Annotated in this window: 17 protein-coding genes; 8 read left to right on the top strand and 9 right to left on the bottom strand. The window is 73.7% G+C overall.

The features are described from left to right. Positions 1–17: 17 nt before the first annotated feature. From DSM112329_RS19025 to DSM112329_RS19010, 4 genes are read right to left on the bottom strand one after another with little or no spacing between them, the layout of a single operon-like run. Positions 18–785 carry a cytochrome c biogenesis protein CcdA gene (locus tag DSM112329_RS19025; RefSeq protein WP_354698133.1) on the bottom strand — a complete coding sequence of 256 codons (768 nt, stop codon included), beginning with the start codon at positions 783–785 and terminating at the stop codon, positions 18–20. A gap of 3 nt (positions 786–788) precedes the next feature. Next, positions 789–1,274, bottom strand: a complete 486-nt coding sequence (locus tag DSM112329_RS19020) for a cytochrome c-type biogenesis protein CcmH (protein WP_354698132.1) — start codon at positions 1,272–1,274, stop codon at positions 789–791. Beyond that, positions 1,271–1,825 carry a TlpA disulfide reductase family protein gene (locus DSM112329_RS19015; protein ID WP_354698131.1) on the bottom strand — a complete coding sequence of 185 codons (555 nt, stop codon included), beginning with the start codon at positions 1,823–1,825 and terminating at the stop codon, positions 1,271–1,273. Before DSM112329_RS19015 ends, DSM112329_RS19020 begins: the two co-directional genes overlap by 4 nt. 6 nt (positions 1,826–1,831) lie before the next feature. Then, positions 1,832–2,170 (bottom strand): hypothetical protein, encoded by a 339-nt coding sequence (locus DSM112329_RS19010; RefSeq protein WP_354698130.1) that lies wholly within the window; start codon positions 2,168–2,170, stop codon positions 1,832–1,834. Between the two features lie 108 nt (positions 2,171–2,278). On the opposite strand from DSM112329_RS19010, the gene DSM112329_RS19005 reads away from it, so the two are divergent. Genes DSM112329_RS19005 through DSM112329_RS18995 form a run of 3 tightly spaced genes read left to right on the top strand, consistent with a single transcriptional unit; the run spans position 2,279 to position 5,837 of the window. Continuing rightward, complete coding sequence (locus DSM112329_RS19005) at positions 2,279–3,991, top strand: alpha/beta fold hydrolase (RefSeq protein WP_354698129.1); 1,713 nt, start codon at positions 2,279–2,281, stop codon at positions 3,989–3,991. Further along, on the top strand, positions 3,992–4,816 hold the full coding sequence (locus DSM112329_RS19000) for an alpha/beta fold hydrolase (RefSeq protein ID WP_354698128.1): 825 nt from the start codon (positions 3,992–3,994) through the stop codon (positions 4,814–4,816). It begins immediately after the preceding gene. Further along, positions 4,803–5,837, top strand: coding sequence for an alpha/beta fold hydrolase (locus DSM112329_RS18995; protein WP_354698127.1), 1,035 nt, complete (start codon positions 4,803–4,805; stop codon positions 5,835–5,837). The genes DSM112329_RS19000 and DSM112329_RS18995 overlap by 14 nt, the downstream gene beginning before the upstream one ends. A gap of 166 nt (positions 5,838–6,003) precedes the next feature. On the opposite strand, the gene DSM112329_RS18990 is transcribed toward DSM112329_RS18995, so the two are convergent. The 3 genes from DSM112329_RS18990 to DSM112329_RS18980 are packed head-to-tail and all read right to left on the bottom strand — an operon-like array spanning position 6,004 to position 9,685. Beyond that, a complete protein-coding gene (locus tag DSM112329_RS18990; protein WP_354698126.1) occupies positions 6,004–7,218 on the bottom strand; it encodes a hypothetical protein in 1,215 nt (404 codons plus the stop codon). Between the two features lie 5 nt (positions 7,219–7,223). Beyond that, the gene (locus DSM112329_RS18985; RefSeq protein WP_354698125.1) at positions 7,224–8,093 is read right to left on the bottom strand and encodes a hypothetical protein; all 870 of its coding nucleotides are present in this window, start codon (positions 8,091–8,093) and stop codon (positions 7,224–7,226) included. Further along, positions 8,090–9,685: a hypothetical protein gene (locus DSM112329_RS18980; RefSeq protein ID WP_354698124.1), complete on the bottom strand. Its 1,596-nt coding sequence runs from the start codon at positions 9,683–9,685 to the stop codon at positions 8,090–8,092. Before DSM112329_RS18980 ends, DSM112329_RS18985 begins: the two co-directional genes overlap by 4 nt. Before the next feature lie 275 nt (positions 9,686–9,960). Here DSM112329_RS18980 and DSM112329_RS18975 point away from each other — a divergent pair, with 275 nt between their 5' ends. The 5 genes from DSM112329_RS18975 (at position 9,961) to DSM112329_RS18955 (ending at position 14,554) form a co-directional block, all read left to right on the top strand. Then, on the top strand, positions 9,961–10,800 hold the full coding sequence (locus tag DSM112329_RS18975; RefSeq protein ID WP_354698123.1) for a hypothetical protein: 840 nt from the start codon (positions 9,961–9,963) through the stop codon (positions 10,798–10,800). A gap of 70 nt (positions 10,801–10,870) precedes the next feature. Then, a complete protein-coding gene (locus tag DSM112329_RS18970) occupies positions 10,871–11,584 on the top strand; it encodes a response regulator transcription factor (protein WP_354698122.1) in 714 nt (237 codons plus the stop codon). Beyond that, positions 11,581–12,522, top strand: coding sequence for an ATP-binding protein (locus DSM112329_RS18965; protein WP_354698121.1), 942 nt, complete (start codon positions 11,581–11,583; stop codon positions 12,520–12,522). Before DSM112329_RS18970 ends, DSM112329_RS18965 begins: the two co-directional genes overlap by 4 nt. Before the next feature lie 209 nt (positions 12,523–12,731). Then, a complete protein-coding gene (locus DSM112329_RS18960; RefSeq protein ID WP_354698120.1) occupies positions 12,732–14,051 on the top strand; it encodes a DUF4173 domain-containing protein in 1,320 nt (439 codons plus the stop codon). Next, a complete protein-coding gene (locus DSM112329_RS18955) occupies positions 14,048–14,554 on the top strand; it encodes a hypothetical protein (RefSeq protein WP_354698119.1) in 507 nt (168 codons plus the stop codon). The genes DSM112329_RS18960 and DSM112329_RS18955 overlap by 4 nt, the downstream gene beginning before the upstream one ends. 78 nt (positions 14,555–14,632) lie before the next feature. Here the strand turns inward: DSM112329_RS18955 and DSM112329_RS18950 are convergent, their stop codons facing one another. Both DSM112329_RS18950 and DSM112329_RS18945 read right to left on the bottom strand, forming a co-directional pair. Further along, on the bottom strand, positions 14,633–15,265 hold the full coding sequence (locus DSM112329_RS18950) for a class I SAM-dependent methyltransferase (protein WP_354698118.1): 633 nt from the start codon (positions 15,263–15,265) through the stop codon (positions 14,633–14,635). Between the two features lie 34 nt (positions 15,266–15,299). Further along, entirely contained in the window at positions 15,300–16,733 is a 1,434-nt protein-coding gene (locus DSM112329_RS18945) for a cytochrome P450 (protein ID WP_354698117.1), read from the bottom strand. Positions 16,734–16,761 lie beyond the last annotated feature (28 nt).

Here is a 16,761-nt window from a genome sequence, read left to right as displayed (position 1 = left end):
AATCGACCTAAGTGCGACTAGCGGTTGAAGATGTCCAGCCCGATGCTGTCAAGGGCGTCCTGGGCATTGCGGTTCAGGACCGTGAGCTCGCCGGTGAGCATCAGGACGCCCATGCCGATGAGGATCAGCCCGCTGAACACGGTGATGATCGAGTAGTGCTCGCGGATCCACTTGAACGCGGACGCCATCCGGTCGAAGGCCACCGCCGTCAGCAGGAACGGGACCGCGAGACCGGCCGAGTAGAACGCGAGCAGGACCCCGCCCTGGCCGACCGTGTCGCTGGTGGCCGCCGTCGCGAGGATCGACGTCAGGGTCGGCCCGACGCACGGCGTCCACGCGACCGCGAAGGCCAGGCCCGCCACGACGGGGCCTCCGCTGCCGGCCTTGGCCATCAGCGTCTCCGGGCGCCACTCCTGGTTGAAGCGGTCGACGAACGGCGTCAGCAGGAAGAAGACGCCCATCACGATGATGAAGATCCCCGCGACCCGGTCGAGCGTCTCGATGTTGTCGCGCAGCGCCGATCCGAGCCCGGTGGCGGTCATCCCGAGCGCCACGAACATCACGGTGAACGACAGGCAGAAGATGACGGCCGGCCACAGGACGGCGCCGACCGTCCGCTCGTCGCTGCGGATGTCGACCAGCGAGACCCCCGAGACGGCGCTCAGGTAGCCCGGGACGAGGGGCAGCACGCACGGGGAGATGAACGAGATGAGGCCGACGGCGAAGGCCGCCAGAACCGTGGTGTCCCCTGTGGTCGCCGCGAGGACCGCGAGCGACGCGCTCACCCGTCAGACCTCCGTGGCGGCGAGGTCGTCGTCCAGCCGCCGCAGATCGTCGGCGCTCGGCGCCGGACCGGTCGCCGTGCTGGTCACGGCGGCCGGGTCCTCGTCGTCGCGGCGGGCGCGCCAGCGCGGGATGGTGAGCAGGAGCAGCAGGCCGACGCCCCCGACGGCGCCGATGGGCACGAGCCAGGTGGTGATGTTGAAGCCGTCGCGCGGCGGGTCGGCCAGGATCTGCGGGCCGAGGTCCTCCACGAGCCGGTCCAGGACCTGCTGCTTCGTCAGGCCCTGCGCGATCAGCGCCCGGATCTGGTCGCGCTCCTCGTCGGCCTGGACCGAGACCGCGATGTTCAGCGGGACGTTGCAGGTGATGCACATCACCTCGTCCTCGATGTCGTTGAACGACGCCCGCGGGGCGGCGGCCTGCACGGCTGACGGCGCCAGCACGAAGGCGGCGAGCAGCACCGCTAGACCAATCCAGGCACGGCGGATCACGTCGACGCCTTCGCCTTTGCGATGGCCTGGGTCAGGAACTCCTCGCTGACCTGCCCGCGGCTGAGCGCGACGATGCGGCCCTTGGCGTCCAGGACGAACGTCTCGGGGACCCCCGTCCCGCCGAGCTTGCGGTAGAGCTTGATGCCGAGGTCGCGCACGCTCGGGAACGTCAGGCCGTGCTTGCGCTCGAACGCGATCGACTTGTTCGGGAAGTCGTTGTTCGTCACGCCGAGGACGGTGCCCGCCCCGTCGGCTTCCAGCGCCTTCTGCGCCTTCTGCAGAACCGGCGCCTCGTCGGCACACGGGCCGCACCAGGACGCCCACACGTTCACGACCACGACCTTGCCGCGGAAGTCGCTGATCGACGCCTTGCCGCCGCCGTCCAGTCGCGGCAGCTTCATGGTCGCGCCGGGGGCCTGGGGCAGCCGCCCCTTCCTCACCGCGTCGTCGAGCGTCGTGTCCGAGCCCTTGATGGCCACCCCGTAGACCAGCAGGGCGACCAGCGCGGCAGCGGCGATCAGGGCGACGGAGGGGACGGCGGAGCGCTTCATTGCCCCTCAGAGGGTACGGGGCGCAGGCGCTCTCGCGTGCCGTGAGGTGTCGGCGAGGAGCCAGGCGGCGCCGCCGGCCAGCGCGCTGACGATCGCCACCGCCGGCCAGGTGCCGACCAGATCGGCGATCACGTGCGACAGGACGAAGGCCACGAAGTAGATCGCGAGCAGCGTGGCGGTCCGCACCGGGCCGGTCTGCGGCAGCCAGCGCCGCGCGCACCAACCGGCGCCGAGGACCAGGACGATGCCGCCGAGCGGGCGCACCCCCGTGGCCTGGGCGACCGCGAAGCCGAGGACGAGGGACCCGGCCGCGACGGGCCAGGTCGGGAGTTCACTCGTGTCCACACTGCCCACGGTAGCTCCCGGCCCGTCGGGAGGGACCCCCAAAAGCGGTCGTGCGGATTGGCGCAACGCGACACGCGCCGCCCTGGCACGTGCGGATTCAATGGTGTCGTGGCTGCTGACAACCGACGACGAGGCGTGGGCGGTGCGGCGCTGGACGTGCTGCTGACCGACGCCGCCATGGGCAACCCGGCGCAGCGGATCGCGCGCCAGCCGGGGGCGCTCGTGAAGACGGCGGCACGGGTGGGGCTGCGGCCGGACCGGGTGGCGCGCCGGGCGGCGAGCTTCACGAAGGACGTCGCCGAGATCACGCGCGGCAGCTCGGAGATCGCGCCGCCCCGCGGGGACAAGCGGTTCGCCGACCCGGCCTGGCAGAAGAACTGGCTCTTCCGGCGGGTCGCGCAGACCTACATCGCGGCCGGCACGCACGCGGACGGGCTGATCGACGACGCCGACCTGGACTGGCGCGCCGACACCATGGCGCGCTTCGTCACCGGCAACGTCCACGACCTGCTCTCGCCGACGAACTTCCCGTGGTCGAACCCCGCGGTGCTGAAGGAGACGCTCGACCAGGGGGGCGCGAACCTGGTGAAAGGCGTGCGGCGTGCGGGCCGCGACATCGGTGCCCGGCGGCTGCCGGCGATGGTCGACACGTCGCGGTTCGAGGTCGGCGGCAACGTCGCCGTCACCCCGGGCGCCGTCGTCCTGCGGACCGACGTCTTCGAGCTCATCCAGTACGCGCCGACGACTGCGCGGGTCCGTCCCGTCCCGCTGCTGATGGTCCCGCCGACGATCAACAAGTACTACGTGCTGGACCTGGCGCCCGGCCGCTCGATGGTCGAGTACCTGATCGCGCAGGGCCAGCAGGTCTTCATGATCTCCTGGCGCAACCCCGGTGCCGAGCAGGGCCACTACGACTTCGACACCTACGCCGACGCCGTCGTGCAGGCGCGCGAGGCGGTCGCCCAGATCTGCCGGCAGGAGCAGGTCCACCTCGCTGCGGCGTGCTCGGGCGGGATCATCACGTCGGGCCTGGCGGGCCACCTCGCCGCCACGGGGAAGCTGGACGACAGCGTGGCGTCGCTGACGCTGCTGGTCTGCGCGCTCGACAACGCCCGGGCGGGCACGGCGTCCGCGCTGGCCGGCCGCGAGCTGGCGGCGGCCGCCGTGGCGGAGTCTGCGCGCAAGGGCTACCTGGACGGCAAGGCGCTGGCGAACGTCTTCGCGTGGCTGCGGCCCAACGACCTGGTGTGGGGCTACGTCATCAACAACTACCTGATGGGCAAGCCGCCGCCGGCGTTCGACATCCTCTACTGGAACCAGGACGGCGTGCGGCTGTCGGCGGGGCTGCACCGCGATTTCGTGCACATGGCCCTGGACAACACGATGACCAAGGCGGGCGGGATGACGGTCCTCGGGTCGCCGGTCGACCTGCGGAAGGTCAAGCTGGACGCGTACGTCGTCGCGGGGCTGAACGACCACATCGTCCCGTGGGAGAACGCCTACCGCGGGGCGAAGCTGTTCGGCGGCGCGCCGCGGTTCGTGCTGTCGACCAGCGGCCACATCCAGGCGCTCATCAACCCGCCGACGGGCTGGGCGGGTGGCGGCGAGTCACGGTCGAACTTCCGTGTGTCCGAGGAACTGCCGGACTCCGAGGCGGAGTTCGTCCGCGACGTGCCGCGGACGTCGGGCTCCTGGTGGGGCGACCACGCGAAGTGGCTCGCGGCCCGCTCGGGGGACCTGCGCCCGCCGCGCAAGACCCTGGGGTCGACCAAGCACAAGCCGCTGGCCAAGGCCCCCGGCTCGTACGTGCACGCGGCCTAGATGGCGCTCGAGGAAGAGGAGGCGCGCGCCCCCGCGCGCCGCCAGCTGACCCCGGTCCCCGGCGGCTGGATGGGCCGCCCGCTGGCCGAGACGCGTTGGATGCTCGAGGCCTGGCGGCTGATGGCCGACCCGGTCGCCTACGGGCTCACGGTGCCGCACGGCGACGGGCGGCCCGTGCTGGTCCTGCCGGGGTTCCTGGCGGGGGACGACAGCCTGCTGCTGCTGCGCCGCTGGCTGCGGATCATCGGCTACCGGCCGCAGACCGCCGGTTTCCACTTCAACGTCGACTGCTCGGACCGGGCGGTCGACCGCATCGAGGGCGTGGCGGACGCCCTGGCGGCGACCCACGGCCGGCGGATCGCCGTGATCGGCCACTCGCGCGGCGGGCACTTCACGCGCGCGCTCGCCGCCCGGCGGCCGGACCTGGTCTCCCACGCGATCTCGATGGGGGCCGACCTGCAGGGCCTGTTCGGGATCAGCTCGCCGACGCGCAGCGCGGTCGGCGCGGCGCGGCAGATCCTCACGTTCACCGGCCGGGGCCGCGAGCCGGACTGCTTCCGCGCGCGCTGCACCTGCGGGTTCATCCGCGACTACACCGCGGACTTCCCGGTCGACCGCGTGCGGCTGACGTCGATCTACTCCAAGGGCGACGGCGTGGTGCGCTGGGAGCGCGCGATCGTCCCGGAGGCCGACTGCGTCGAGGTCACCGGGAGCCACATCGGCATGATGGCCAACCGCAAGGCGTACCGGGCGATCGCGGCGGCGCTGGCGGAACCGGAGCGCGTGGCGGTGGCTCCTGCGACGGCGGACCGTGCGCACGCGTAGCCGCCCGGGGCTGTGGGTCGAGGACCGCGGCCCGTCGTCCCCGGACGTCACGCAGTCCGGGCCGGGCATCGCTGGCCCCTCTGCTGTCCCTGGGACGACCCACGACGGGCCCGCGAACGGGCCGGGTGGCTCCGACGGTCGCCCCGAGGCGGTGCTGTTCATCACCGGCTGGACCATCTCCAGCGCCGTCTTCGACCCGATCGCCGCGCGCTACACGGGCGCGGTCCGGCTGATCACGTACGACCACCGCGGGTCTGGCCGGTCGGCGGCGTGGCCGGCGCCGGTCTCGATGGCGATGCTCGCGGCCGACGCCGCCCGCGTCCTGGACGACCGCGGCATCGCGGCCGCCCATGTCGTCGGGCTGTCGATGGGCGCCGCCGTCGGCCTCGAGCTCGCCGTCCGCATGCCCTCGCGGGTCAAGTCGCTCGTCCTCATCGGCGGCGGGCCGGGGGGGCCGCTCACGCGCACGCCGGCGCCGCTCGCGGTCGCCCGGACCGTCGGCGAGCTGGCCGGGGACCTCGGCGCGGCACGCTGGCCGGCGGCCGTGCTGTTCTCGCGGCGCTTCCGGGCCGAGCAGCCCGATCGGGTCTGCGAGCTGTGCCGGCCGTTCGCGCGGCACCGCCCGCCGCCGTGGACGACCGGTTTCCAGACGGTCGCCGCGTCCTGCTTCGCGCGGCACGGGTCGCTGGCGCGGGTGCGCGCGCCGACGCTGGTCCTGCACGGCGACGAGGACGCGATGTCGCCCGTCGCCAACGCCCAGCTGCTGGCTCGCGGCATACCCGGCGCCGAGCTGCGCCTCATGCGCGGCTGCGGCCACGCCGTCCCTCTCGAGCGGGACGCCGAGACCGCCGACCTGCTGCTCGGCTGGTTCGACCGCCACGCGGCCGTCGTGCCGCCGTCGGCGACGTCCTGGGACCGTGCCGCCGAGCGCGCGACGCGGCCGTTCGCGCTACAGGCCGGCATGCTGCGCAACACGCGGCAGCTGACGCCCGCGGTCTGGCAGCGGTTCGGCTGGCCGTAGAGCATCTATCCCGGAAGCGGTGCGACGCCCGTCGCCGTGTCCGGCGCGACCGCGGGCTACGTCGACGCTGCGCAGGACTGCGAGGCCGCCGACCGTGGGGCCACGACGCCCCCGGTGGTGCCCCCGCCGGTCGTCACGCACCTCCGCCGGCCGGGTCCCGCTCCGTTCACTGCCCGCGGATCTCGCGCCACGTGTTCTGGACGACTCCGGCCGAGCCGTAGCTGCGGACGGCCCGGAACGCGCCGAGGGACAGCTGCACGTTCAGCTTGGAGGAGCCTGCGACCGTGGTGGCGTTGCCGTCCACGAGGATCCCGCCGACGACGTTCGTGTTGCCCTGCAGCTGGAGCACCGGCCCCGTCGTCCCGGCGCCGTTCGCGTGGTAGAGGATGCCGTTGTACACCGTGGTGCCGCCGAGGTAGAGCGTCCCCGAGGCCATCAGGACCATGCCCGGGTCAGCTGCGGTGTTGTACGTCGCGTTGCCGGTGTAGCTGCAGTTCCCCGCCTCGATGTAGACGACGCTGCCCGCGAGCGTCGACGGGCAGCCGGTGAAGTACGTCCCGTCGGCGATCGCGGTCGCCTTCATCCGTGCGCGGGCCTCGGCGCTCATCGCCGGCCCGCCGGTGTAGCCGGTGGTCGCGAGGTTCGGGCTGAGCTGCCGGCCGAGCCAGCTCAGCAGCCCGGTGAGCGTGCCCGGGATCCCGCCGACGCCGACGCGGTGCCCGAGGCACGGGCTGAGCTCCAGCAGCGCCGGCGTGCAGCGGACCACCGCGGTGGGCATCCCGCCGCCGGCCGCAGCGTCGATGATGATCTTGTTGCCGTTGTTGGAGATGTCGAGCCGCCCGCTGATGAGGGCGCCGTGGGGGATGTCCTCCTCCTGCTGCTCGGCCCGGACCAGGGCGATCACCGTCCGCGTCTTCTCACCGGCCGTCGCCGTCGCGCGGACCCACAGCTGCCCGTCGCGGTTGGCGTCGTACGCCGGCTGTGCGAGCACGAGGGCATCGGAGTAGAAGCTCGCGCTGCCGGCTGCGCCGTTGTCGCGGACCAGCGTCTGCCAGGTCGCTCCGGCGGCCTCGGCCGTCGGGATGAGGCGCGTGATCTGATCGTTCGCGGGGCAGCGCGCTGAGCTGACCTGGGCCGAGCAGGTCGGGTAGGGGTTGCTGACCGCGCCGGCGCCGGGCCAATCGCGGGAGAGGCTGAAGATCTGCGCGTTCAGACCCGCCTCGGCGAGGTTGAACGCCGTCTCGCGCACCCGCTGCTGCCGGGACATGCTCGACTGCGTGTCGACGATCGACAGCAACGCCGTCGACATGAGCATCAGCAGGCTCATGATCGCGATGCTCGTCAGCAGGACCCAGCCGTCCTCGCCGCGGCTGGTGCGCACCGGCGTCATCCCCGCACCGCCTGCGCTGCCGATGTGGAGATCAGGCCGGCGGGATCCTGGACGCGCACGCTCATCGTGTGCCACGTCCCGGCAGTGACCTTGTAGGTGGTGGTGATGCCGTCGTCGACGACCGTCGTCCCGTCGAGCCACGTGTAGCGCAGCGGCTGCCCTTCGGGGTCGGTGGACGCGCTCGCGTTCAGCACGATCCCCTGGGCCGTGGCGGCCGCCGTGAACAGCGCGGTCGGTCGCCGGTTCTGGTTGCGCAGGAAGACGCCGGTGACGAGCCGCGCCTCCGGGGGCGCGCGGGACGGATCCTCGTCGACGTACATGTCGACGTGCACGCCCGCGATGTCGGTCAGCACACCTGCGTCGTAGGAGAAGAGCGGACGGGGTGTGCCGGCCAGGTTCGTCAGGCGCGCGACGGCGACGGAGGTCTGCGACCAGCCGGTCCCGGGACACGCCGTCGCGCTCGGCACCGGCGGCACGGCGGCCGTGGTCCAGGTCTGGCGCTGGGAGTACAGCGTCCCGTCGCCGGCGAGGCACCAGCGGCCGCGGCGGACGTTCGTCAGGTTCTGGCCGTTGTTCGGCCCCGCGGGATCCACGTCCTGGAAGACGAGGTCGTAGGCCCCGGCGCGGTCGATGGCCTGCGGCTGATCGGGCGTCGGGCTCGCGAGGTTGCGCAGCGCGGCCGCGAGGTTGTCGGACGCCTGCCGCGCGGTCTGCTGGTTGCCGTTGCGGGCCGTCAGCTGGGTGCTCTGGCTCTGGGCGTTCTCGAACGACGAGAGGACCGCGGTCATCAGGATGAGGGACAGCGCCGAGGCGACGAGCAGTCCCGGCAGGGTGATCTCGCCGCGGTCGTCGCGCGCGCCGATCATCCCGACACCGGTCCGACGAGGGTGGACTCGGCCAGGTGGGAGTCGACCGCGACGATCCAGTAGCTGTGCGCCTGGCCGCCGGTCTGCGTGTCCGTCCACGTGACCGCGGTCGAGTTGCCCGTCCGGTCGTAGCGGCTGCTCAGCGCCGTGCCGTCGCGGTAGACGCGGTAGTGGTCGACCCCGTCGCCGATGTCCGGGTCGCCGGCCGAGGCGCTCCAGCTCAGCACGGGTGCTCCCGACGCCTTGGAGAGCGTCAGGCCGGAGGGGGCGTACGGCGCCGCGTTCAGCAGGGGCGCGCTCGCGCTGGTCGCCTTCGCGCCCTCGCGCAGGTTGCCGGCCGCGTCGCGATCGACGGCGGCGACGGTGTACGTGAGGATGCCGATGCCCGGCGGCGACGGGTCGGTGCAGGACGGGGTCGTGCTCTCGCAGATCTGCGTCCAGCCGCTGCCCGTTGAGCGGAAGCCCCGGTAGAGCTCGACGTCGCGCTCGGCGGACGGCTGCCACTCGAGGTCGGCGGCGGCGCCGTTCCGGCCGGCCTGCAGGCCGCCGGGGGGATACGGCGCCCGCCGGTTCAACAGGACCGTCAGCGAGCGTGACTGGCCGAACTGGCCGTTCACGTCGAACGCCTTCATGCCGACCAGGTAGCTGCCGTCGAGGACCTCGTCCGCCCCCGGGGCGCTGCCCCCGGACACCGTGCCGAGCGGCCATCTGAACGACCACGACGTCCCGCTCCCGGTCGCGGTGCCGCGCTGCGTGCCGTCGACGTACGCGCCGACCGTGGCCGCGCCGACGGAGGTGGTCGCGCCGACCTGGATCTCGGTGACGCCGGGTCCGGTGACGGGAGAGGCGACGCTGCTCGTGAGCGTCGCGATCGCCGGTGCGCCCGCGAGTCCCGGATTGGCGACGGTCGTTCCCTGCAGCACGTACCGGGACCCGCCGCCGCGGTCCCAGCGCACGAGCACCACGACGCGCTTAGCGTCCGCCGGGCTCGTGTCGACGCCGCCGAGGGCGCAGGCGCCGACGCACACCGAGCCCGCCACGTCGACGAGCCCGTCCACCTGCCCGTCGAAGTCCACGTCCAGGCCGCAGTCGCCCAGGCCGGCGGCTGCCGCCCCGCTCACTCCGGCGCCCGGCAGCCCGACATCGCCGACGATGCTCAGCAGCTGGCTGCAGGCCTCCACCGCGGTACCGGTCGTCCCCGAGGCGCAGAAGATCCCGGCCTCGTGCGTCCCGATGCCGTCCCGCGGATCGTCGACGGCGCAGACGCCGACGGAGACCGTGTAGACGATGCCGCCGCGCTGGAGCTGCCAGCCGGGCACGCCGAGCTCGTCGTCGGACATGCCGACGCGCTGGCGCATCGTGTCCACCAGGGTCGCGTTCACGAGCTGATCGTTGGGGACCGACTTCGCGCCTTCGACGGCCTCGCGCACCAGGGCGTTCGCGTTGGCACGGGCCTGGTTCGTGAAGGTCGTCGCCTGTGCCTCGATGATGAAGGTGAGGACGACGAGGATGCCGCTGACGAGGATGCACGCCGCCACCATCACCTCGATGAGGGTGAACCCGAGCTCGTCCGTGTGCCGCGTGCGATCCATCGCCCTCCGGGAATCGGCACGGTCGGCGCCGGCCTGGGCGGTCGGCGACGCAAATCGGCCGATAGCGCGCATGGCGTACCTAGTTCTGGGGTGGTGCGGCTGGACGCCCAGACCGTCTTGAGGTTCGGCTAAGGGCGGGCTGTAGCCTTCTTCGGGAGGGAAGTACCCCCCGCCGTCGTCCGTCAGCACGGTGCCGCCATCGGCACCCGGACCCGGGGCCGCTCCTCGGAGCGGCTGGCCAAACCTCGTAATCGTTCATTACGGAGGTTCCCCTCATGGCCTGGCTCATCCTCATCGCGCTCATCGCCGTCCTGCTGATCGTCGATCTCGTCGTCATGCGCGGTCGCGGCGGCGTGATGGACGGGCGCGAGGCGGCCATCGCCAGCGTCGTCTGGATCACGATCGCGCTGATCTTCGGTGGCGCGCTGTTCGTGTTCGGCTCCTCCGGTCAGGGCGAGTCGTACCTGGCCGGCTACCTCATCGAGAAGACCCTGTCGCTGGACAACGTCTTCGTCTTCCTGCTCGTCTTCGGCGCCCTCGGCGTGCCGACGGCCGACCGTCATCGCCTGCTGACCTACGGCGTCGCCATGGCGCTGGTCCTGCGCGGCGGCGCGATCGTCGCCGGCGCCGCGCTGCTGGAGAGCTTCAGCTGGGTGTCGTTCATCTTCGCCGCGCTGCTCGCCTGGACCGCGTTCGGGATGCTCCGTCACCGGCACGATCACCAGGCCGAGGCCAAGATGGTCGAGGGCCTGATGCGGCGCATCCCGCTGAAGGGCGCAGCGGCCGCGCTCGTCCTGATCGCGATCGTCGACCTGATCTTCGCGGTGGACTCGGTCCCGGCGATCCTCGCGATCACCGACGACACCTACGTCGTCTTCGCCGCGAACGCGTTCGCCCTCCTCGGTTTGCGGCCGCTGTTCTTCGTGGTCGAGGACCTCGTCAGCCGCCTGCCCGAGCTGAAGACGGCCCTCGCGCTGGTCCTGGCCTTCATCGCCGTCAAGCTGGTGCTCGGCGAGCTGGTCGGCAAGATCGGTCCCGAGATCAGCCTCCCGGTGGTGGCGCTGATCCTGACGGGTGGGGTCGTGGCATCGCTGCGCAAGAAGGCGCAGGCGTAACGGATCTGCACAGGATCCACACAGGTCGCGCACCCGATCCGGACGTGCGCGGCCGTAGCATCGCCACTGCATGACGAGCGAGACGACGATCGTGGTGGTGGAGGACGAGGCGCAGATCGCGGCGGCCGTCGCCGCCCGGCTGCGGGCAGAGGGCCACCGGGTCGAGGTCGCGGGCAGCGGTCCCGACGGCGTGGCGCTGTGCCGCGCCGTCGACCCCGACCTGGTCGTCCTGGACTGGATGCTGCCGGGGTTCGACGGCATCGAGGCGTGCCGCCAGATCCAGGCCGACCGTCCCGTGCCGGTCCTCTTCCTGACTGCCCGGGGGTCCGAGTCGGACATCCTGGTCGGGCTGGGGATCGGCGCCGACGACTACCTCACCAAGCCCTTCAGCCCCCGGGAGCTGGTGGCGCGGGTGGCGGCGATCCTGCGCCGGTCGACCCGGGCCGCAGGCGCTGCCGGCGGGGGCGGTGTGGGTGGCGCGGCGGCGGTTCCCGCGGTGCTCGTCGGTGCGCTGGCGGTCGACGTGGACGGCCGCCGCGTCACGCGGTCCGGGGCCGAGGTCCATCTGACGCCGACCGAGTTCGACCTGCTGGCCGCCCTCGTCGCCCGTCCTGACCGCGCGTTCACCCGCGACGAGCTGCTCGCGGCCGTGTGGGACTGGCGCGGCGGCGGGGGGTCGACGCGGACCGTGGACTCGCACGTCGCGGCGCTGCGGCGCAAGCTCGGGCCGGGGGCCGTGCGGACGGTCCAGCGGCACGGGTACGCGCTGGGAGACGGCGCGTGAACCCGCTCGCGCGGATCGGGACGCTGAAGCTGAAGCTCGGCCTGGTGATCGTGCTGGCGATCCTCGTCACGCTCGTGACGATGCTCGTCGCGGCGCGGCTGGGGCTGCGGCTGCGTTGGGGCGCACTGGTCGCCCTGACCCTGTCGCTGGGCTCGGTGCAGCTCGTCGCCCACGGGATGATCGCCCCGCTGCGCGCGATGGCCCGCGCGGCCGAGGCGATGGCCCGCGGCGAGCACGGCCAGCGGGTGGTCGAGCCGGGACGGGACGAGGTGGGCCAGCTCGCGGTCGCCTTCAACACGATGGCGGCGGAGCTCGACTCGCTCGACCGTGCCCGCCGCGACCTCGTCGCCGACGCCGCGCACGAGCTGCGTACCCCGATCAGCGTGCTGCGCGCGCAGCTGGAGAACGCCGTCGACGGAGTGCAGCCGGCCGACCTGCCCGCGCTGCTCGAGCAGACCGAGCGCCTCGGCCGGCTGGCCGACCAGCTGCTGGACCTCTCGGCCCTGGAGGCGGGCGGGACCACCCTGACGCGCCGGGCCTTCCCGGTCGCGGACCTGGTGGCCGGCTGCGACGTGACGCGCGCCGAGCTACCGGACGGACTCCACGTCCGCGGTGACCCCGACCGCCTGCGGCAGGTCGTCGCGAACCTCGTCGAGAACGGACGGCGGCACGCCCCGGGTGCGCCGCTGGTGGTCCGCGCGACGGCCCGGGTCGCGGGCGGCGTCCGGATCGAGGTGGAGGACCACGGCCCGGGGCTGCCCGACGGCGAGGCCGAGCGCGTCTTCGATCGCTTCGCCCGCGCGGACCGGTCGCGATCGGTGCCCGGCTCGGGCCTCGGCCTGGCGATCGCCCGGTCGATCGTCGAGCTGCACGGCGGCGTGATCCACGCGGAGGCGGTCGCGCCCCACGGCTGCCGGATGGTCGTCGACCTGCCGTAGCCGCCCGCCCGAGCCGGCTGGGCGTCGGGCCGCCTGCCGCACGCTCCCGCCGCCCACCGCCGCGACACCGACCGCCTGACCAAGGCGCCGAGACCCGCATCTTCGTCACGCAGTCCGATGCTCATCGGGTTTCGGTGGTTGGTGGTCGGTGGTCGGCGGTCGCGCATCAGCTTCACCTGAAACCCACTCATCGACCGGGAGGTCGCCCCATGTCCAGGATCACCCTCGCCTGCACCCTCGGTGCCGGGCTCATCGCCGCCACGGCGGTCGCCGGCCAGCGGGTCGGCCTCGCGCTGAGCGGCGCGCTGCTGCTGGTGCTGGCCGCGGCGGCCAGCAGCGCGCCCGGCCGCCGATGCCCGTGGCTCAGCGTCCTGGCGGCGGCGCTCGCCGTCCAGCCCGTCCTCCGGGACGCGGGCTGGGTCGTGGCGGTCGCGGTGGCTGCAAGCCTGCTCGTCGGCGCCGCCGCCGTCGCGCCGCCGGGCCGCTGGCCGGACGTCCGGCGGGCGCTCGTCGCGCCGCTGCAGTGGGCGGGCGGACTGGCCGTCGTCAGCCAGGCAGCAGGCGCCCTCGTCCCGCGGCCGGGGGACAGGCCGCTGCTGCCGATCGTGCGCGGGGTCGCCCTCGCGGTCGTGCTCACCGGTGGCTTCGGACTGCTCCTGGCGAGCGCCGATCGCGCGTTCGCGGACCTGGCCGACACCGCGCTGGCGCTCGACGTCGACGCGGAGGACGGTCTCTGGCGTGCCGCGCTCGGGCTGGCGTTCGTCCTGACGGCGGGGGCCCTGGTGCGGTCGGCGGGGCGGGTTGCCATCGGCCCGCTGCGCGAGCCGTACAGCCCGGGGCAGACCGAGCTGCGGATCGCGATCGGTGCGCTCGTGGGGCTGTTCGCGGTCTTCGTGCTCGTGCAGCTGCGCGTGCTGTTCGGCGGGGCGCGGTACGTCGTGGCCACGACCGGGCTCGGGTACGGCGACTACGCGCGGCAGGGGTTCGTCCAGCTGCTCCTCGTGGCGGCGCTGACGCTGGCGGTGGTGGCGGTCGCGGCCCGGCGGCGCGACGCGGTCGTGCGCGGGCTGCTTGGGGTGTTGTGCGCGCTGACGCTGGTCATGCTGGTCAGCGCGCACCACCGGCTCGGCCTGGTCGAGGGCGCCTACGGCTTCAGCCGGGTGCGCTACGCCGGGCACGCGATCGTCTTCTGGCTGGCGGCGATCTTCCTGCTGACGCTGGCGGCGGGGGCGCTGCCGCGGCTGGCACGGTGGGCGCCGCGCGCCGCGGTCGGGCTGAGCGCGGTGGGTGTCCTCGCGTTCTGCCTGTCCAACCCGGACGGCCGCATCGCCGACCGGGCGGTGGCCCGCGCCGCTGCGGGCGGGTCGGTGGACGTCACCTACCTGGCGAACCTGTCGGCGGACGCCCTGCCGGCGCTGCGGCGGCTGCCGTCCGCGGCGCGGGTGCGTGTGCTGCCGCGCCTGCAGGACCGCCTCCGCGAGGCGGACGGGCTGGCCGGCTTCAACCTGGCGCGACGGGCGGCTCGGTGAGTGCGGCGCAGCTCGGCCGCGCGGCGGAAGGCCCGCTGAGCGCGATGCGGCTCGCCGGGGTGGTGCTCGGCGGCGTCGTCCTCGGCGTCGCGAGCCGCCTCGAGGAGGTCACGCGCGGCTTCTCGGCCGGCATCAGCAGCGAGCGCACCTGGGTGCTGGCGGCGCTGCTGGCCGGCGCGGTCGCGGCGGGCGGGACCGGCGGCCTCGGCGGGTGGGGGCAGCCGGCATGGGCGGAGGCATTCGCGACGCTGTCGGCGTGGGCGCGCGTGGCCGGGCGCGGGGCGGTCGGCGGGACGCTGCTGCTCGTGAGCGCGAACGCGTCCTGGTACGGGTGGATCGCCCTGACCGAGACGTCGGTCGACCTAGGTGCAGTGGCGGGCCCGCCGGAGCGCTGGTTCGTCCTGAGCGTGCTGGCTGGCGTTCCGGCCGGCGGGTTCGGGGCCTGCGTCCGCGCCGCCCTCTACGCGCGCCGCGGGCGTCGTCCGGAGATCTGCGGCTCGTGACGCGGCGGAACGCTGGTTCAGGTTCCGGGTGGGGCGTCGTCCGGAGATCTGCGGCTCGTGGGGCCGCGGAACGCTGGTTCAGCTTTCCGCGGCGAGGGTCGACGGGCCCGCGATCAGCGGGGCCACGATCACCGGCATCCGCCGCCAGCGCGCCGGCGTCAGCGCGTCCACGGTGAAGCCCGTCCGCGCCAGCGAGTCGCGCGTGTCGCGGTTGCAGTTGCAGCCGTAGCCGAACGCGAGCCATGGCCGGTGCAGCCGGTCCTGCCAGCGGGCGAGCGACGGGGCGTCCGACCGCACGTGCTCGATCAGCAGCAGCTGTCCGTCGGGGCGCAGGACGCGGCGGATCTCGGCCAGCGATGCGTCGACGTCCCCGACCGTGCACAGCACCAGCGTGCTCACGACGGTGTCGAAGCTCGCGTCCGGGAACGGCAGCGACTCGGCGCCGGCGGCCACGACGGTCGGCGCCAGCGGGCTCGCGGCGCCGACGGACCGCAGGCGGTCGACCATCGACGGCTCGGGCTCGGCCAGCGTCAGCGCGGTCACCCCGGCCGGGTAGGCGGGCAGGTTGAGGCCCGTCCCCGCCCCGATCTCGAGCACGTCGCCCCGCGCCTGCGCCAGCACGGAGCGCCGCAGCGCCCCCATCCCGGCGCGTTCTCCCCACGCGAGGAACGGGTCGTAGATCCGGGTGAAGAGGGCGCCGTAGGCGGACATGGGTCGATGCTCCCACGTCCGGCGCCCTGCCTGCTCAGTGGACGGCCGTCACCCGCACCCGGCCGCCCAGGGCGGGGATGAGCGTGACGTTGCGATGCCGCTCGCGCTCGGGCCGGATGTCGTCGGCCGCGAGGTCGACGCGCTCGGCGACCGCGCGCAGGACGATGCGCTGCTCGGCCATCGCGAGCGCCGCGCCCAGGCACCGCCGCGTCCCGCCGCCGAACGGGACCCAGGTGTACGTGCCCGGCTTGCGGCCCAGGAACCGCTCAGGCCGGAACGCGAACGGGTCCGGATAGACGTCGGCACGGTGGTGGAGGACCGGGATCGCGACCGAGACGATCGACCGCGCCGGCACGACGTACTCGCCGAGCTGCCAGTCGGCCTGCACGCGCCGGCCGATGAGCGGGATGACGGGCCGCACGCGCATCGCCTCGTGAATGGTCGCCTCCACGAAGGCCGTGGCGCCGGGGCCGCCGCCGCGGACGGCGTCCCGCAGCGCGGCGTAGGCCTCGGGGGCGCGGACGAGCCGCTCGAACGTCCACGCCAGCTGGTTGGCCGTCGTCTCGTGGCCGGCGAGGACGAGGGTGAGCAGCTCGTCGCGGACCTCGCGGTCGGTCAGGTGGCGGCCGTCCTCGTCCGTCGCGGCGAGCAGCAGCGACAGCACGTCGACTCCGCGGTCCGCCTCGGGGACCGCGCGGCGCGCGGCGATCGTGCGCAGGTAATGGCGGTCGAGCCAGTCCATCGTGACCTTGAGCAGGCCGATCGGCTCGGGGCTGCGCACGTTCATCAGCTCCACCGCCTGCCACGCAGGCCGCTCGGTCAGCGCGAGCACGCGCCGGGTGGCGTCGCGCAGGCCGAGCTCGGGCGTCCCGGGCGCCGGCTCGCCCTCGACGCCGAAGATGCCGGCCATGATCACGTTCAGCGTGACCGCCTGCATGCGCGGCGCGCTCGCGAACGGCTCGCCGACCGTCCAGGTGTCGAGCTCGCGGGCCACCACCTCCTCGATCGCGGCCGCGTAGCGCGCGATCGCGTCCCCGTGGAACGGCGGCAGCAGCAGGCGCCGGCGTCGCATGTGGGCGTCGCCGTTCGCGGTCAGGACCGACGTCCCGAGGATCGGCCGCAGCGGCGACTCGGCCGTCATCGAGGGGACGAGCTCCATCGGCGCCGTGAAGAGCGCGCGCACGTGATCGGGATGGCTCGTCATGTAGATGGGCTCCTCGCGGGCGAGGATCCGCATGCCGAACGTCTCGCCGAACTCCCGGCGCGCGCGGAACAGGAACGGCAGCGGACGGCGGACGAAGCGCACGGTCTGGACACTGCCGGGGAGCGGTGAGCACGGCGGGAGCCGGTGGCGCACAGTCGCCCCGGACGCCAGCGGGCCGGCGGGTGACGGCGGCGCCTCGCCGGTCGGCGGGGAGTCCGGGGCCGGGGAGGACGGCTGGACTGAAGCAAGGGTGGGGGAGGGCATCTCGCCACTGATGGTACGCATCAGTACC

It is taken from the genome of Paraconexibacter sp. AEG42_29, from assembly GCF_040581415.1.
GTDB lineage: Bacteria > Actinomycetota > Thermoleophilia > Solirubrobacterales > Solirubrobacteraceae > Paraconexibacter.
Note: the sequence above shows the minus strand (reverse complement) of the source record. Positions and strands in the feature narration are given on the sequence as shown.

Bases quoted from the DNA above. Each gene is read 5' to 3' on its own strand.
- DSM112329_RS19015 (WP_354698131.1), bottom strand. From the start codon at position 1,825: ATGAAGCGCTCCGCCGTCCCCTCCGTCGCCCTGATCGCCGCTGCCGCG.
- DSM112329_RS19000 (WP_354698128.1), top strand. From the start codon at position 3,992: ATGGCGCTCGAGGAAGAGGAGGCGCGCGCCCCCGCGCGCCGCCAGCTG.
- DSM112329_RS18985 (WP_354698125.1), bottom strand. From the start codon at position 8,093: ATGATCGGCGCGCGCGACGACCGCGGCGAGATCACCCTGCCGGGACTG.
- DSM112329_RS18980 (WP_354698124.1), bottom strand. From the start codon at position 9,685: ATGGATCGCACGCGGCACACGGACGAGCTCGGGTTCACCCTCATCGAG.
- DSM112329_RS18975 (WP_354698123.1), top strand. From the start codon at position 9,961: ATGGCCTGGCTCATCCTCATCGCGCTCATCGCCGTCCTGCTGATCGTC.
- DSM112329_RS18970 (WP_354698122.1), top strand. From the start codon at position 10,871: ATGACGAGCGAGACGACGATCGTGGTGGTGGAGGACGAGGCGCAGATC.
- DSM112329_RS18960 (WP_354698120.1), top strand. From the start codon at position 12,732: ATGTCCAGGATCACCCTCGCCTGCACCCTCGGTGCCGGGCTCATCGCC.
- DSM112329_RS18950 (WP_354698118.1), bottom strand. From the start codon at position 15,265: ATGTCCGCCTACGGCGCCCTCTTCACCCGGATCTACGACCCGTTCCTC.
- DSM112329_RS18945 (WP_354698117.1), bottom strand. From the start codon at position 16,733: ATGCCCTCCCCCACCCTTGCTTCAGTCCAGCCGTCCTCCCCGGCCCCG.